The sequence below is a fragment of the Rhizobium sp. K33 genome, from assembly GCF_056501445.1.
In genome coordinates this window covers 3,288,801-3,305,418 of sequence record NZ_CP096478.1, presented here as the reverse complement: position 1 = coordinate 3,305,418, position 16,618 = coordinate 3,288,801, and the positions used below count along the sequence as shown (strand labels likewise).

The 16,618-nt window shown below is 59.4% G+C and carries 15 protein-coding genes; 1 reads left to right on the top strand and 14 read right to left on the bottom strand.

The window, feature by feature from the left end; genetic code table 11:
• Positions 1 to 212: 212 nt before the first annotated feature.
• From ehuA to M1E12_RS16030, 11 genes are all read right to left on the bottom strand, one after another.
• Positions 213 to 992: an ectoine/hydroxyectoine ABC transporter ATP-binding protein EhuA gene (gene ehuA / locus M1E12_RS16080; protein WP_427277265.1), complete on the bottom strand. Its 780-nt coding sequence runs from the start codon at positions 990 to 992 to the stop codon at positions 213 to 215.
• Complete coding sequence (gene ehuD, locus M1E12_RS16075; RefSeq protein ID WP_427277266.1) at positions 989 to 1,681, bottom strand: ectoine/hydroxyectoine ABC transporter permease subunit EhuD; 693 nt, start codon at positions 1,679 to 1,681, stop codon at positions 989 to 991. Before ehuD ends, ehuA begins: the two co-directional genes overlap by 4 nt.
• A 13-nt stretch (positions 1,682 to 1,694) precedes the next feature.
• Entirely contained in the window at positions 1,695 to 2,360 is a 666-nt protein-coding gene (gene ehuC, locus M1E12_RS16070) for an ectoine/hydroxyectoine ABC transporter permease subunit EhuC (protein ID WP_427277267.1), read from the bottom strand.
• A 61-nt stretch (positions 2,361 to 2,421) separates the two neighbouring features.
• On the bottom strand, positions 2,422 to 3,273 hold the full coding sequence (ehuB, locus tag M1E12_RS16065) for an ectoine/hydroxyectoine ABC transporter substrate-binding protein EhuB (protein ID WP_427277268.1): 852 nt from the start codon (positions 3,271 to 3,273) through the stop codon (positions 2,422 to 2,424).
• A gap of 56 nt (positions 3,274 to 3,329) precedes the next feature.
• A complete protein-coding gene (gene doeB / locus M1E12_RS16060; RefSeq protein WP_427277269.1) occupies positions 3,330 to 4,349 on the bottom strand; it encodes a N(2)-acetyl-L-2,4-diaminobutanoate deacetylase DoeB in 1,020 nt (339 codons plus the stop codon).
• 4 nt (positions 4,350 to 4,353) lie between these two features.
• Positions 4,354 to 5,532, bottom strand: coding sequence for an ectoine hydrolase DoeA (gene doeA / locus M1E12_RS16055; RefSeq protein WP_479562534.1), 1,179 nt, complete (start codon positions 5,530 to 5,532; stop codon positions 4,354 to 4,356).
• On the bottom strand, positions 5,529 to 6,542 hold the full coding sequence (gene eutC, locus M1E12_RS16050; protein ID WP_427277271.1) for an ectoine utilization protein EutC: 1,014 nt from the start codon (positions 6,540 to 6,542) through the stop codon (positions 5,529 to 5,531). Before eutC ends, doeA begins: the two co-directional genes overlap by 4 nt.
• Complete coding sequence (eutB, locus tag M1E12_RS16045; protein WP_479562533.1) at positions 6,539 to 7,567, bottom strand: hydroxyectoine utilization dehydratase EutB; 1,029 nt, start codon at positions 7,565 to 7,567, stop codon at positions 6,539 to 6,541. Before eutB ends, eutC begins: the two co-directional genes overlap by 4 nt.
• A 67-nt stretch (positions 7,568 to 7,634) precedes the next feature.
• On the bottom strand, positions 7,635 to 9,083 hold the full coding sequence (gene ehuR / locus M1E12_RS16040; protein WP_427277273.1) for a MocR-like ectoine utilization transcription factor EhuR: 1,449 nt from the start codon (positions 9,081 to 9,083) through the stop codon (positions 7,635 to 7,637).
• 164 nt (positions 9,084 to 9,247) lie between these two features.
• A complete protein-coding gene (locus tag M1E12_RS16035) occupies positions 9,248 to 10,651 on the bottom strand; it encodes an aspartate aminotransferase family protein (RefSeq protein ID WP_427277274.1) in 1,404 nt (467 codons plus the stop codon).
• Positions 10,652 to 10,664: 13 nt separating this feature from the next.
• Positions 10,665 to 12,143, bottom strand: a complete 1,479-nt coding sequence (locus M1E12_RS16030; RefSeq protein ID WP_427277275.1) for an NAD-dependent succinate-semialdehyde dehydrogenase — start codon at positions 12,141 to 12,143, stop codon at positions 10,665 to 10,667.
• A 120-nt stretch (positions 12,144 to 12,263) separates the two neighbouring features.
• Between M1E12_RS16030 and M1E12_RS16025 the strand changes: the two genes are divergently transcribed.
• Positions 12,264 to 12,731 carry an Lrp/AsnC family transcriptional regulator gene (locus M1E12_RS16025; protein ID WP_479562532.1) on the top strand — a complete coding sequence of 156 codons (468 nt, stop codon included), beginning with the start codon at positions 12,264 to 12,266 and terminating at the stop codon, positions 12,729 to 12,731.
• Positions 12,732 to 13,597: 866 nt separating this feature from the next.
• Here the strand turns inward: M1E12_RS16025 and M1E12_RS16020 are convergent.
• Genes M1E12_RS16020 through M1E12_RS16010 form a run of 3 tightly spaced genes read right to left on the bottom strand, consistent with a single transcriptional unit; the run spans position 13,598 to position 16,609 of the window.
• Positions 13,598 to 14,251, bottom strand: coding sequence for a ThuA domain-containing protein (locus tag M1E12_RS16020; protein ID WP_479562531.1), 654 nt, complete (start codon positions 14,249 to 14,251; stop codon positions 13,598 to 13,600).
• 19 nt (positions 14,252 to 14,270) lie between these two features.
• The gene (locus M1E12_RS16015; protein ID WP_479562530.1) at positions 14,271 to 15,371 is read right to left on the bottom strand and encodes a Gfo/Idh/MocA family protein; all 1,101 of its coding nucleotides are present in this window, start codon (positions 15,369 to 15,371) and stop codon (positions 14,271 to 14,273) included.
• A 20-nt stretch (positions 15,372 to 15,391) separates the two neighbouring features.
• Entirely contained in the window at positions 15,392 to 16,609 is a 1,218-nt protein-coding gene (locus M1E12_RS16010) for an ROK family protein (protein WP_479562529.1), read from the bottom strand.
• Positions 16,610 to 16,618: the final 9 nt, after the last annotated feature.

The window sequence follows — 16,618 nt, the reverse complement described above, 5'->3', positions numbered from 1 at the left end:
TGACTTCTGACGCATGCAAACAAGGTCGCCTTGTTCTGCGCCATTGCACAGACAGACTGCTTGAACCCATGATGACAGTTCGACCGTCACGAATGGGGCTTATGACCAGCCGGCGCTCAGAAGAACCATTTTCTGCCACGCGATCATCAGTCTTGAATGATGGAAAAAGCGAATGCGGCTTGCCTTCAGCGGACAACTTCCGGTAGCTTTGACTAACCGAGGACAGAGGACAGAAACTCACGTGTTCGCTCCTGCTTGGGGGCTCCGAAGATCTCTTCGGGTGCCCCATGTTCGCAGATACGCCCCTTGTCGAAAAAGCAGACGCGATCAGATACCTCGCGGGCAAATCGCATCTCATGGGTGACGAGAAGCATTGTCAGATCGTGCTCGTGTGCCAGGCTGCGAATGACCGAAAGCACCTCGCCGACAAGTTGCGGATCGAGCGCAGAGGTCGGTTCATCGAAGAGCAGGACCCGCGGCCGCATGGCGAGCGCGCGAGCGATTGCAACGCGCTGTTGCTGTCCGCCCGAAAGCTGTACCGGGTAGTGGTCTTTCTTGTCCGCCAACCCAACCATGTCGAGAAGCTCGATTGCACGTGCCTCCGCTTCCGCGCGCGACATGCCGAGTACACGGACTGGCGCTTCGACAACGTTGCGCAGGACCGTCATGTGGGGGAAGAGGTTGAAGCTCTGGAAGACCATGCCGACATGTTTTCGGATTTCGCGCAGATGCTTTTCGGAGGCCTGAAAACGGCCTTTGCCGCCGTCTTCATGGTATGACATGTCCGCAAGTGTCAGCTTGCCCTCCTGAAAGGGCTCCAGCGTCATCAGGATGCGCAAGACCGTTGATTTCCCGGAACCCGAGGGCCCAATCAGCGTGACCTTCTCACCCTGCGCCACGCTAAAATTGAACTGATCGAGAACGGTCAAAACACCGAAGCGCTTCGTGACATCGGAAAACTCTATAAGGGGTTTGTTGATGGCATTGGTCATCGCATGGGGATCCCTGATTTTGGGAGAGCTTTTTGCAGGCGATGGAGGCCCGCAGAACTAATCAGTGTGAGAAGAAGGAAGATCACGCCGACCAGCGTCAGCGGCACCAGATATTCAAACGTGCGTTCGCCGATCATGTTGGCAAGGCCCATCATCTCGAGAACGGTGACGACGGAAAGCACGGGTGTCTCCTTGATCATCGCAACCAGGTAGTTGCCCATTGCCGGGACGATACGCGGGATCGCCTGGGGAATGATGATGTCGCGGTATGTTTGCATGCCTGTGAGGTTCAATGCTGTCGCAGCTTCCCACTGGCCACGTTGTACCGCCTCTATGCCGCCGCGATAGACTTCCGAGGTGTAGGCCGCATATTGCAGTCCAAGCGCCAATGCGCCCGTGAGGAAGGCTGGGAGCACGATGCCGAACTCGGGCAGCACGTAATAGAGGAAGAAGAGTTGCACCAGCAGAGGTGTGTCTCGCAGGAACTCGACGACAACGGCCGTCGTCCAGGAGATCGCCTTGACCTGGCTACGGCGCATCAGGGCGAAAACCAGCCCGAGAGTCAGCGCTATCGCGAAGCCAGCCGCGGCCGCCTTCAACGTCACGGTCAGACCGATCAGAATGATTGGGAGGATCGAGATCGTATAGGTGAGCCAGGTCGTGGTGTCCCATTCGTAACCATACATCATGGATATTCGCTCCTCACGATTGGCCTGGACGCGGCAAGGCGTCGCCGCGTCGCACCAAGCGTTCGATGATCTTCATCGCCACCATCAACATCAATGACATCGCGAAATAGCAGACCAGTGTCACCGAATAGATGCTGGTGCTGTCGAGGGTGAGATTGCGGATCGACTGTGCCGAGAAGGTCAGGTCCGCGATCGAGATCAGCGAGACCAGTGAAGAGAGTTTGAGCGTTTCAATCGCCAGATTGCCGAAGGCGGGCATCATCTCGACGACTGCCTGGGGCAGCGATATCCGGAACAGTGTCTGCAGCCGGCTGAAATTCAGCGCGCGAGCGGCTTCAAGTTGCTGGGGAGACACCGAAGAGAGAGCGCCACGGACGATCTCCGCGCCATAGCCGCCAACATGGGCCGCGAGCACCAGGATCCCTGTCGTAATCGGGTCGAAACTGATGCCCACCAAGGGCAAGGCATAATAGAACCAGAAGAGCTGCACAAAGAGCGAGGTGCCACGAAACACTTCCGTGTAACAGAGCGCGATCGTCGACAGGATGGCGCCCCCCTCGGCCCGCAGGATGCCGAAGAAGAAGGCGAGCGCGGCTCCAACGGCGATCGCCGCCAGCGTGATCGTCATTGTGACGACCGCGCCTTTCCAGAGCATAGGCAGATAGGCTGTCCAGTCCATCCGGATCTCTCCCGGTTTCGAGATGAATGGCGCCCGGTGGGAACCGGGCGCCTTTGAACCGTTACTTGCCGGCGCACAGATCAGCCACGTTCTTTTCCGCGGCCGCGGCGATGCTCGCTTCGGAGACACCATACTTTGCGAGGATGGCCTTGTATTCGTCCGTCTTGCGGAACTCGACAAGAGCGGCGTTGAAGGCGTCGCGCAGTTCCTTGTCTTCCGGCCGGAATGCGAAGCCACCATAGTTGCGGACTGGCGCATCATTGACGATCGGGTCCTCGAAGGGCGCGACCTGCTCGACATTGGCCTGATCCTTGGCCAGTTCCGATACCGTCAGTTCTGTGGCAGCATAGGCATCCACGCGGCTCTCCACTGTGGGGATCGCATCGGCATTGGCGGGGATGAAGACGATCTGATCATCCTTGACCCCGACGGCGCGAAGGAAGTCGACATTGTTGGCGCCCGATACGACGGCCACCTTCAGCGACGGATCTTTGGCGATGTCGGCATAGGTCCTCAGGCCCTTGGGGTTGCCCTTCTTCACCAGAAGGCCCTCGCCATAGGAGGAGTTCGGTTCGGTGAAGGAAACCTGCTTGCAGCGCTCCGGCGAGATGTTCTGTTCGGCGGCAGCAAAGTCAAAACGGCCGGCCTTCAAGCCCGGGATGAGCGTGCCGAAGGGGGTGACCGTCCAGTTGACCTCTTCAATCCCGATGTTCTTCAAGACGGCGTTGGCGACATCGGGTCCAATACCGGCAGACGTGCCGTCGGGCTGCATGTAGGAGTAGGGCACTTCGTTGGCAGTCGCCGCACGGATGTAGCCCTGTTCCTTGACCTCTTCGAGGGTCAGCGCTCCGGCGGTTGTGATCGAAGTTATCAGGGCGATGGCGGAAAGCCCGGTGATCTTGGTGACATACATTTGAATTCTCCTCTGGTTCATTGTTTTTGCTTGTCCGTTCCGGATCTTGTGCCGGATTACCGGACAGGTTCTCCCGTAATCGTAGCGATTACGGAAAGGCAGTCGCCGGCCTTGATCAGGCCGGGCACGTGACGTGCCGCAAGCACGCCATCCATGGCGGCTCGATAGTCGATCGGTTGAAGGCCGGTCTTGCCCACGGGGTATACGCGGGCAATGGTTTCGCCAGCTATGACCTCTTCTCCGAGGTCACGCACAAAGGCGACGAGACCGTCATCCTCGGCAAAGGTGAAGCAGTCGCTCGACGGCATGTCCAACCACTGGGTCGGCTGAAGGTCTGGAGCGCCGGGCAGTATTCCCGCATGGCGCAGCAGGTTGAGACTGCCCTTGCGGGCGATCTGGATGGATGCTGCACTTGCCGTGCCGGCGCCACCCAGCTCGGTAGTCACAAAGACCTTGCCCATGTCTTCGACGGTGGTGTCGAGCATCCCGACGGCATCGATCTCAAGCATCTTCATCGAGTAAGGTGCGGCGAAGGCTGCAACGGCGTCGAAGCAACGCGCTTCCTGGGTCTTGTCGGACAGGTCGTGCGCTGCGGCATAGGGCAGGAAGTCAAGCGTCTTGCCGCCAGAATGGAAATCCAGCACGAAATCCGCAAGGGGTACCAGATAGCGGGTCACGTAGTCGGCGATCTTCTCCGTCACGGATCCGTCGGGACGACCCGGAAAGCTCCGGTTGAGATTTCCGCGATCGATCGGCGAGGTGCGTGTGCCCGCACGGAAAGCGGGGTAGTTGAGCGCCGGAACAATGATGATACGGCCGTTTACCTCGGCCACATCAAGCGTTTGCGCCAGTTCGAAGAGGGCGGCTGGTCCCTCGTATTCGTCGCCATGATTAGCTCCGGTGAGAAGGGCGGTCGGCCCTTCTCCATTGGCGATGACACAGACCGGGATCATCACCGAACCCCAGGCGCTATCGTCGCGGCTGTAGGGCAGGCGCAGATGACCGTGCTGTACGCCCTTAGCGTTGAAGTCCACGGACGGCGCAATGGGCGAAGGTCGAGGTAGGGCCGTCAACATGGTATCAGCCCTTCACAAACAACTGTCGCGGAACATTCGAAAGGCATTCGACACCGCTCTGGGTAATCGCGATGCTTTCCGTGATCTCCAGCCCCATATCCTCCAGCCACAGGCCGGTCATGAAATGGAAGGTCATGCCAGGCTTGAGTTCTGTGCGATCGCCGGGGCGCAGGCTCATCGTGCGCTCGCCCCAATCCGGCGGATAGGAAAGGCCGATGGGATAGCCGGTGCGGTTGTCCTTGATGATCCCGTATTTTTTCAGCACCGCGAAGAAGGCGTTGGCGATGTCTTCGCAGGTATTGCCGGGTCTGGCGGCTGCAAGCCCCGCCTCCATGCCTTCCAGCGTCGCTTTCTCGGCATCGAGAAACGCCTGTGTCGGCTTGCCCAGGAAGACTGTACGGGACAGTGGGCAATGGTAGCGTTTGTAGGCGCCGGCGATTTCGAAGAAGGTCCCTTCGCCCAGGCGCATGGGTTTGTCGTCCCACGTCAGATGGGGGGCTGATGCGTCGGCCCCGGACGGAAGGAGCGGAACGATGGCAGGGTAATCGCCGCCGAATTCGGAGGTTCCGCGGATGCCGGCATCGTAGATCTCGGCAACCAGGTCGCATTTGCGCATGCCGGGCTCGATGACGTCCACGATCCTCTTATGCATCAGCTCGACGATCTTGCCGGCCCTGCGCATGTATTCGAGCTCAGTTGGGCTCTTGATGGAGCGCTGCCAGTTGACGAGGCCGGCGGCATCCTTGAAGCGCGCATTCGGCAGGTGTTTTTGCAATGACGCGAAGGCTGCAGCCGAGAAATAGTAGTTGTCCATCTCGACGCCGACGTTAAGGCTTGACCAGTTGCGCTCCTCGATGATCTGCGAAAGCAAATCCATCGGATGACGCTCTGTCGACTGCACGTAGTGATCCGGATAGCCGATGATGTTTGCGTGATCGAGATAGGCGGTCCTCTTGGCGCCATTCGCGTCCTGTTTGCGGCCGTACCAGATCGGCTCGCCGCTCGGCGGAACGAGCACGCACTGGTGAACGTAAAAGGACCAGCCGTCATATCCTGTCAGCCAGTGCATGTTCGAAGGATCGGTGACGATCAGCAGCTCTATGCCTTGGGCCTCCATGGCATGGCGGGTTTTCGACAGGCGCTCGGCATACTCCTCGCGCGTAAAGTTAAGTGTCACGCTCACGCGGCATCTCCCTTGGTAATCTTGTTGTCGATTGTCTGTCCGCATCCGGCAGCCCTCGCCCGGCTGACTGCCAGATTGGCAATGGCAGTGTCCTGGACACCCGTACCGGTCAGGTCCGCGAAGGTGATCTCATCGATGCTTGTTCTGCCTTGCACCTGTCCAGCGATGACCGCACCGAGTTCATCGAAGTGCTGGTCTGCGCCGACCAGACCGGCCTCGATAGCGTGGTGCAACTCGCCGAGAACTCGCGTCTGGGAGATGCGGTCAGCGACGTAGCGTGCCTTGGCGAAGACGGCCGAATCGATTTCGTTCTTGTGTTCCGCATCGGATCCCATCGCCGTCAGATGTTGACCGGGTTGCAACCAGTCGGCCATCAGAACCGGTTTTTCTGCCGGTGTGGTCGTGACCACGATATCCGCGTTTCTCATGGCTTCTCGCGGCTCGGCCACGGCCGAGACCTCGATGCCATATTCCCCGGTCAGTTCAGCTGCCAGTTTGTGTGCCTTAGCGTGGTCCCGTGCCCAGATGCGTGCTGATTGCACCGGGCGAACCAGCATCAGGGCCCGAAGCTGCAGGCGTGCCTGCATGCCGGCACCGAAAATTGCGGCGACTGAAGAGCCGCTGCGCGTCAGGTGGCGCGCGGCAACCGCGCCTGCCGCCGCCGTTCGGACATCGGTGAGATAGCCGTTATCGAGCAGAAGCGCTTCCACCAATCCCGTCTTGGCACTGAAGAGGATCATCAGCCCATTCAGGCTCGGAAGCCCGAGTTTCGGATTGTCGAAGAAACCGGGGCTGACTTTGATCGCGAAACCATCAAAGCCTGGCACATAGGCCGTCTTGACGTCGACTTCGCCGCGGAATTCGGGGATGTCGAGCCGCAGAATCGGCGGCATGGCGACGTCTTTGGTGGCCAGTGCTGCAAATGCACGTTCGACACAATCAACAGCGGAAATGTCCAGTTGGACGATGGAGCGGAGATCGCGCTCCGTCAGGATGCTGATGCGGCTCATGCCTCGGCTCCCTCCAAAATTCTTTGGTGAAGTTTCGGATCGATGTTCGCGCCCGACACGATGATCGCGGCGGGACCTAATACTTCGACCTTTTTTGCCAGAATGGCTGCGATGCCGACCGCTCCAGCGCCTTCGGCGGTCAGGTCTTCCTGGTGCCAGGCATGGCGGATGCCTTCCGCAATTTCGCTTTCAGTCAGAAGAACGATGTCATCGAGCAGATGGCTGCAAAGGGCAAAGGTGACACGATTCTTGAGGCCAATCCCACCGCCCAGGGAGTCGGCGAGCGTTTGCTGTTCATCAACAGCCACTGGCCGCCCGGCTGCGATCGAGGCCTTCATGGCGGCGCCGCGCTCCATGGAAATGCCGATGACGCGTGCCTTGGGAGCCATGGCCTTGATCACGACGGCGATGCCGCCGGCCAGTCCGCCACCCGACAGGGGAACCAGCACGGTGGCCAGATCCGGGACTTGTTCCAGGAGTTCGAGGCCGACCGTGCCTTGGCCCGCAACCACGTCAATAGCGTCGAAAGGTGGGATGGAGGTCAGGCCTCTTTCCTCGACCAGGCGTTCGACCTCTTCCTGAGCCTCGTCCTGTGAGACGCCGACGATCCGGACCTCCGCGCCGAGGGCGCGGATGGCATCGACCTTGTTGGCGGGCACGAGCGAAGACATGCAGATGATTGCTGGCACGCCAAGCTCGCTTGCCGCATAGGCGACCGCACGCCCGTGATTGCCGGTGGACGCCGTCACGAGCCCCCGGCGGGACGCGTCGTCGAGCGAGAGGATGGCGTTCATGGCGCCGCGCAGCTTGAAAGCGCCGATAGGTTGACGGGTTTCGAGCTTCAGATGCACCGGTTGGCCGGTAAGGTCGGACAGGGATCGGGAGCGAACAAGAGGCGTGCGGATGACGCGACCCTTTATCCGCTCCGACGCCCGTCTGACGTCTCCCAGGGTGACTGGCAGGGTCACTGCCTGGGGCTCCGTCTCAGTCCGTGGGTGGAGGTTCGCGCTCTTCATGATTGTCATGTTGAGAGCGAAAGAAAATCATGTCAATTATTATATTGTAATGATTCAATGATTGCTGCAAGTCGTCTCAGCCTATCGATCCGATATCGTAGACCGGCGGCAATTGCTCGAACGTCTGGCGCACTGTGGTCAGGGCTTGGACAAGTGCGAATTCGTCCAGGCGTCCGCCCAGACAGATGCGAATTCCGCCCCCATGGCCTGGGCCCGCTATGAATGGCTCGGATGGAGTGACGGCGACTTTCTGATTGGCGAGCGCGCGGACGAGGCTCTCTTCGGTCCAGTGAGGAGGAACCCTCAGCCATGCACACAGAGAAAGCGGGTGGCTCGAGGAAATATGATCTTCGAGAACGTCCACCGCCAATTGCTGGCGCTTCCGTGCTTCCTCACGCTGGATGGCCACCAACTTGCGCGCCATCCCGTTCTCGACCCAGCGCGTGGCAATCTCACCTGCGAGATAGGTGCCGCTCCAACTCGTTACGCGCAGGATGGAGGCGGCCCTGATGGAATAGGAACGCGGCACGACCAGGTAGCCGACGCGAAGCCCGGTCAGCACAGCCTTTGTAAAGCTTGTGACATAAAAACCCAGATCGGGAAGCATATCGCAGATCGACGGCAAGTCGTCCGCGATCATTGGCCGGTACACTTCGTCTTCCACGACAAAGACTCCGTATTGCTCGGCGATTGCCGCGATCTCGCGTCGCCTTTGGGCACCCGCCACGTGACCTGTCGGATTATTCAGTGTCGGGATGAGGACCAGCGCACGTACGCCACCGCCGGCACATGCAGCGGCCAGGGCGTCAGGCAGGATCCCTTCTTCGTCCGTCGGCAAGCCCTTCAGGGTAAAGCCGAGCACGTTCGAGAGGCCGATGATGCCATGATCGGTCAAATTCTCGCACAGGATAACATCACCAGACCGAACGATGCAGCTGAGCGCAAGAAAGATGCCATGGGCAGCCCCGTTCGTAATGAGAATTCGCTCCGCGGAGGCGTCAACGTTCAGGGTTCGCAACCAGTCACGCGCCGTTTCCCGGTGGCGATCGAGGCCGGCAATCGGGCGGCAAGGCCGCATAAAGCTCGAATTGTTATCCTCAGAGAGCTCGCGAAGGATATCGCGGGATGCGCGCTCGTGTATGTCGAGATAGACGCCTCGTATGATGGAAAGGTCAAGCACCTCATTGGTGCTGTGATCGAGCATCATGCGGCCAGCTCGATCTGTCACGCGCGCCTTGACGAATGTGCCGCGCCCGATTTCGCCGCTGAGATATCCGAGGCGTTCTGCCTCTTTGTATGACAGGCTGACGGTCTGGACCGAGAGGCCAAGATCGCGTGCCAGGTCCCGATGCGTCGGCATCCGGTCCATGGGCTTGAGGATGCCCGAGTCGATATCGGCAATGATCCTTTCGGTCAGCGCCGCGTGCTTCGTCTCACCCTTTTGCTTGGCGAGTTGGGGGCGCCAAGCCACTGGTTTGGCAACGGGAAGGAGTTCACGGACAAAAGGATTGGATTGATGGCGCATGAAATTGTCTCGCTAGTGCGGCGTAAATTTCATGACATTATGCACGGAACACCTCAAAAAATGAAGCGATAAGCAATCCGAGGCGCAATCGCCTCGGATTATTTCGAACTTTGAGCCGCAACGGTCTCTCGCGCCGCAGGGACGACGGCTTCTGCCGCTGGTTGTCAGATCTTTTCGCCGGCCTGCACCAGCTCATCCATGACGGAGCGTATGGCAGATTCGGCGATGGCGACGATTTCGTCGATCTCTTCCTTCGTCGTCACAAGAGGAGGAGCGAAGCCCAGGATGTCGCCATGCGGCATGGCCCTTGCAATCAATCCACGGCTTCTGGCTGCCTTCGAAACTCGTGCGCCTACGGACAGCGACGGGGCAAACCGCGTCTTGTTTTCACGGTCGGCGACGAACTCGATCGCGCCCATCAGCCCGACGCCGCGAACCTCGCCGACGATGGGGAGTTGCGCGAATTTTTCCTTCAGTTGCGCCTGGAAATAGGCGCCGACCTTGCGTGCATTGCCCGGGAGGTCTTCCTTCTCGACGATGTCGAGGACCGCGTTTGCCGCTGCCGCACCGATCGGATGGCCTGAATAGGTATAGCCATGCGAGAAGGCACCGACGCGATCGGCGCCTTCTTCCATGACCTTGTAGACCTTCTCGCCGACGATTGCGCCGGAGAGGGGGAAGTAGGCCGATGTCAGGCCCTTGGCGACGGTGATGAGGTCCGGCTCGATGCCATAGTGCTCCGATCCGAACATTGAACCCGTTCGGCCAAAGCCGGTGATGACCTCGTCCGCAATCAGGAGGACGTCGTATTTCCTGAGTACCTTCTGGATTTCCTCCCAATAGCCCTGAGGCGGCGGCGTGATGCCCCCGGTTCCCAGCACAGGCTCGGCGATAAAGGCGCCGATCGTGTCGGGATCTTCGCGCAGAATGAGCGCCTCCAGTTCGGCCGCCCGACGCTCGGAGAATTCAAGCTCTGTTTCTCCGGCTTCGGCGCCCCAGTAGTGGTGGGGCGCGCCCGTATGGAGGATGCCTGCTCGTGGCAAGTCCATATGGTCGTGATAGAAGCTCATCCCGGTCATGGAGCCGGACACCACGCTGCAGCCATGATAGCCACGCTCTCTGGAGATGATCTTCTTCTTCTTCGGCTTGCCGCGAAGGTTGCTGTAGTACCAGACGAGCTTGGCCTGCGTCTCATTGGCGTCGGAACCCGACATGCCGTAGAAGACCTTGCTCATCTTGCCGGGCGCCATTTTGACCAGGCGATCGGACAGGATCGCAAGTTCATCTGTCGTATGCGCGGCATAGGAGTGGTAATAGGCGAGGCGATAGGCCTGGCGGGATATGGCTTCCGCAACCTCGGTCCGGCCATACCCAACATTGACGCAATAAAGCCCTGCAAAGCCGTCGATCAGTTGTTTGCCATGCGCATCCTGAATGCGGATGCCCTTGCCGGTCTCGACGATCGTCGGATCGCCCAGCTTGCCGCTGGCAAAATCATGCAACTGGGTGAAGGGGTGGAGGACAGAATTGCGGTCCATCTCGGCGATTTGATTGAGATTGGCATTCATGGTTCAGATCCTTTCAAGCAGCGAGCTTTCCAAAGCAGACATATTTCGCCTCGAGATATTCGAGCAGACCATGACGCGAGCCTTCGCGGCCAAGGCCGGATTGTTTCCAGCCGCCAAAGGGGATGGGCGCGCCTGTAAACTTCGGTGTGTTGACGGCGACCATTCCGTATTCGAGCCTTTCCGTCAGTCGCATCGCGCGGGCAAGATCGCGGGTGTAGACATAGGCGGCCAGACCCATTTCAGTGTCATTGGCCCGGCGGAGCACTTCGTTTTCGTCGTCGAAAGGCATGATCGCGGCGATCGGGCCGAAGGTCTCCTCTCTTGCGATCAGCATGTCGTCGGTGACGTCGGCCAATACAGTCGGCATGACGAAGCTGCCACCCAACGGGCTGTCCTGACCTCCACAGACAAGACGCGCGCCGGCAGACAAGGCCTGAGAGACATGCTTGCGGCATTTCTCCGCGACAGAGGCACGTGTCATCGGCCCGATGTCGACGCCGGTCTCAAGGCCGTGGCCGACCTTGAGTTCAGAGGTTGCCTTGGCAAAGGCATCCACGAAACGACTGTAGATGCCACGTTGGACATAGATCCGGTTTGCCGCCAGGCAATCCTGTCCCGACGTCGCGAACTTGGCTCCGATGCACCCCTTCACCGCCTCGCTGAGATCCGTGTCGTCAAAGAGGATGAAGGGGGCATGGCCACCGAGTTCGAGCGAAGCCTTCTTGATCGTTGCGGCCGACTGGGTGAGCAGGATGCGTCCGACCTCCGTCGAGCCGGTAAACGAGAAAGCCCTGACCTCGGTGTGTTCGAGCAATCGGCTTGAGAGAGGGGCGGCTTCGCCCGTTAGGACCTGGAAGACCCCGGCAGGAATACCGGCCTGCTGGGCTAGTTTTGCGAGCGCCAGTGCCGAAAGCGGTGTCTCAGGCGCGGGTTTGACGATCATTGTGCAACCGGCGGCGAGTGCTGCACCGGCCTTGCGGGTGATCATGGCGGCAGGAAAATTCCATGGCGTGATGGCAACGGTCACCCCTACCGGCTGCATATGCACCGAAATCCGGCCGCCAGGAAGATGACTGGGGAGAGTTTCACCATAGGCGCGTTCGCCTTCGGCGGCGAACCAGTCGAGAAAGTTTGCGGCATAGGAAATCTCGCCCTGCGACTCGGCGAGAGGTTTGCCCTGTTCCGCAGTCATGATGACTGAGAGGTCTTGCGCGTTGTCACGCATCAACTTTGCCCAAGCGCGCAGAATGCCGCCGCGTTCAACCGGCAACATGTCACGCCAGACCAAAAACGCCCGGCTAGCCGCCTGAACGGCATGATCGACATCCTCCCATGAACAGGCCGCGACATCACCGAGATGTTCTTCTGTGGCCGGATCTCTGACAGGCAATGTTCTGGTCCGCTCGACCCAGGCGCCATCCAGAAACGCGCGGCGCTCGAGCAACTCGGGCTGTCGCAATGATTTCAATGCCGTGCTGGCAATGCCTTTCATGTGCCTCTCCTTTACCGAAGTGCTGTAGCCTAACCTCGCCCCTTGATCGCTTGACTGCGTAGTCGGTCAGCTCTACGCAGGATAGCGACTTAGTTTTTGTATCCTACGCAGGATTTATGCATGACCACGCTGGATCGAGCCGACAGAGCGCTCTTGGATGCCGTTCAAAAGAACAATCGTTTAACCTCGGAAGAGCTGGCGGGCATCGTCAACCTCTCACCCACGGCTTGCCAACGGCGCCTGAAGCGGTTGCGGCAAGAGGGTGTGATTGAAGCAGATGTAGCGATCGTGTCTCCGAAGGCTGTCGGGCGTGGAATCACTATGATTGTTCTGGTCTCTCTGGAGCGAGAACGTGCAGACATAGTGGATCGGTTCAAGGCAGCAATCCGGGCGACAAAGGAGGTAATGATCGGTTTTTACGTTACCGGCGACGCCGACTTCATCCTCGTGATCACGGCCAAGGACATGGAGGACTACGAAACGTTCACACGCCGGTTCTTCTACGAAAACCACGATATCAAGGGCTTCAAGACCATGGTGGTCATGGACAGGGTGAAGGCAGGCTTTGCGTTCCCGATCGAGGCCTGATGGTTTGGCGCAGACCAGTTGAAAGGCTGAAGCGGCATCGCGAGACTGGTTCGGTGGATCCAAGTCCGACCACTTGCCAGGCTTATTTTTGGCTCCTGCCCGGTCCGGGATCGATCTCTTGAGCCTGACCAATGGTTGGCCAAATGGCATGTCGCAAATCGCCCCGACACGATGCGAAGTGGACTATGTGCTTAAAACAGGATGGCACAAAGTTCAGCATCATTGCCTCCGGATCCGGCCTCCACGGGCGCTTCGGTGCCTGTCAGGGACATGGTAAACCAGTCATGGACCTGTCGCTCCCGATGCATCGTATATCTGGTACGCAAGCGGTTGAGAACGCCAGCTTGGTCGGCGTCAGGAGATTGCGTAAGGACGCCGGAGCGTAAAAAACTGTCAATCGGCGCAGAAAGTTGACCCCATATCGGCGTCCAATGTTTGCACGCCGAAACACAGCGGATCGATGGACGCGTGCTGTCAGAGCGTCTCAGCCCCTTAAGTTAGCTGGCCCTCCTAAGTCCATCTTGGGCGCCAGGGTCGCTGCAGGTGACGGGCTGGTCCTGGAACGCTGAAGAGGGCTACAAGGATCGAGCAGCCGTTCAACAGCCCCAGTGGAAGATCAGAATGTGGCTGGCTGTGAGGTTGGTTCGCCGTGATCACTCACTTGGGCCCGCCTCGGGAAGCTGATCCCTCGGCTAATGGCAGTTGTGTCGCCGAGATCTTGGTCGCGGCTCGCTCACCGGTGGGGAGGGAAAAACCCGTTTGAGAGTTTAGGCGCCCCCTACCCAGCGTTCATCAGATGCGTTCCAGAGTGACATCAAGCCGTTATGGAACTCTCGCGGGTATTGAAACGCGCCTTTTGGCTGTCGTCATGCTGCCGTCTCACGGGCTGCCCAGTTTGCTCCGCGACGATAGATCTCGCGCATTTGCGGCACCTCGAATTCTTTCGCCACATGACCGAGCGACGAATAGAAGACCCGTCCCTTGCCGTATTGTCTTTTCCACACGACAGGCATCACAACACCGTCGATCCACCAGGCATGTTCACCGGTGAAGCGTGTGGTCGCAAGGACCTCGTTCGAGGGATCGACATGCATGTAATACTGTTCCGAGGTATAGGGGAAATCCTCGATCCCCTGCATCAGGGGATCATCGGGCCGTGTGATGTTGACCGTGTAGTCGATGATGTTACCGGGATGCGCGACCCATTGCCCACCGATGATGAACTGATATTCGACGCATTCTCGAAAGGCATCGCCCGTGCCTCCGTGATAGCCGGCAATACCCACACCGTTTTCGACCGCTGCGGCAAGGTTTTTTGCCTCCTCCTTCTCGATCTTCGACATGGTCATGATCGGCACGATCAAGGAGAGATCATGGATCGACGGGTCCGCAAAGGCTTCTGTCGTATGTTCCAGATAGACCTTGAACCCATCCTCCTGCAGCAGGTCGCGGATGATGTGGGCGCATTCTTCGGGCTCATGGCCGCTCCAGCCGCCCCAGACAATAAGTGCTTCTCGCATGTCGCAGTCCTTCCAGTGTTCAGCGCGCCAGGTGGTCGTCGATAATCGATTGAGACAGGGGCGCGGGGCGCTCGACCGTGGTCGACATCTCGATCGTCGTTCCGGTGTCGCTCGCTCGCTGGAACGCCTCCATGACTTCGAGAACATGGAGTGCCAGATCGCCATTGGCCCGGTGCGGTCGGTCCGAGCGTATGGCATGCGCCATATCGGCCACCCCGATCGAACGGTGGTTTCCATCTGCATAGGGGGCAGACATCTCCTGTTGCTCGAAGACACCGCCTTTTTTCAGAAGTTCGACCTGCCCGCCAAAGTGGTTGGGATCCGGGACGATCAACGTGCCTTCGGTTCCATAGACCTCAAGAGGCACATGGCGATGAGCGGCGACGTCAAAACTCATGCCGATCTGCACGATCGCGCCGGAGCGAAATGCCATGGCGCCCGCGACATGCGTGGGAATATGCACCGGGATGGTCTGCCCGTTGCGGGGCTCACTTGTGATCAGCCTTTCCGAACGTGGGGCAAAGGCGAAGCCGGAGACCTTGGCGACCGGACCGAGCAGATTGACGAGATCCGTGATGTAGTAGGGCCCCATGTCGAGCATCGGGCCGCCGCCGATCTCATAGTAGAAGTCCGGGTTGGGGTGCCAGCGCTCGTGACCCGGACACATGAATGTGGCCGTGCCGCCGACGGGCAGACCCAGAACGCCGGAATCGACGATGGCCCTTGCGGTCTGGTGCGATCCACCGAGAAAGGTGTCGGGTGCTGCACCAATACGCAGGCCGCGCGACTTTGCCGCCTCATAGAGCGATTTGCCTTCTGCGAAATTGATGCCGAGCGGCTTTTCCGAATAGGTGTGCTTGCCGGCTTCCAGGGCCTGCATGGCGACTGCGACATGCGCTTTCGGCACTGTCAGGTTAACGATGATCTCGATTTCGGGGTCGCTGAGCAGCTCTGCGATGCTGCGTGCTTTAAGGCCAAATTCAGAGGCCCGCTGCGCTGCAAGCTCTTCGTTCAGGTCGGCGAGGCCGCGTATGTCGAGGATCGGAAAGCCGGCCATCGCCTTCAGATAAGCTGACGAGATATTGCCGCATCCGATGATGCCGATACCAACCTTGTGCATGGATCCTCCCAGAATTCCGTTCAGGCTTGTGTTCTTGGTGCCGGTGCCGGGCCAGTGGTGCCCCAGGGCGATTCATAGAGTTCGCAGAGCGCCACGACCGCGGCACCCTGGGCCCACATCTCTTCGGCCGAGGCATCGAAAACGAGCTCGGCGATCTCCCGGATGGAGGAGGGAATGGCGGTACGATAGGCATCGGCAAGCGCATGCAGGAAGATCTCTCCCAGGGAGAGGCTGGAGCCGACAATGATGACCCGGGGAGGTCCAAACAGTGTCACGATGTTGGCAACCGCAATACCGACCGCTTCACCGGCGCGCGTGGCCGCCATGATCATGCTGTTGTCTTCCCCGGCAATCAACGCCTGGGCCATCGTCATGCCCTGCCCGAGGCGCACCGCGTCGGCAAACCGGGTCTCCTGCATATTGGGCCCCAGGATCGCGTTTTCTCCGGCAACAGCTGCAAGACGGACCGTTTCTGAAAGGCCATTGCCCATCATCAGATCGCCGAGGTTGTGGCTAAGGCCGCCAGCACCTCGGAACAGCTGTCCCCTGTGTAGGACGCCCAGACCCAGCGTTTGCTCCAGCGACACCAGAACCATGTCGTCAAGATCACGCCCCTTGCCGAACCAGTGATGGGCAAGGGTGATGGCGTGGGAATCGCTTTCGACGATCGTCGCCACGTGCAGCCGATTGGTCATTTCTGCGGCGAAATCCACGTCGGGTTCAGTGAGGATCGGGCTCGACCGCACCAGGCCGCTGCGGTGCTCCACCACGCCTGGAAAGCCGATACAGACCGACGCGATGTCGTCGAGAGCCAATCCTGCATCGACGACGCAGCGTCGGATCCCATCCTCGATGAGGTCGGCGATCACGGCAATCGGCTGTCGGTTGACCCTGATCGGCAGTGACAGCTGGGAAATGACTTCTCCGCAGAAATTGGTGACGACGAACACCATGTGGTGTGCTGCGATCTTCGCACCGACGACGCGAACCGCATCGGGATTGAGCTCCAGCATGACCCGCGGTCGTCCACGTGCTGCTGCATTGCGGATGTCCCCCTCGTGACGCGTCAGGATCAGACCATCATCCAGGAGAGAGCCTGTAATTGCCGATACGGTCGTGGTCGATAGCTGCGACCTCTCGCTGATTTCCACGCGAGAAATCGGGCCGTGGCGCCTGATCGTATCCAGCACGGTGAAGCGATTGATGGCGCGCATCAATTCCGGGTCTGCGGTCTTCATGGATGATGC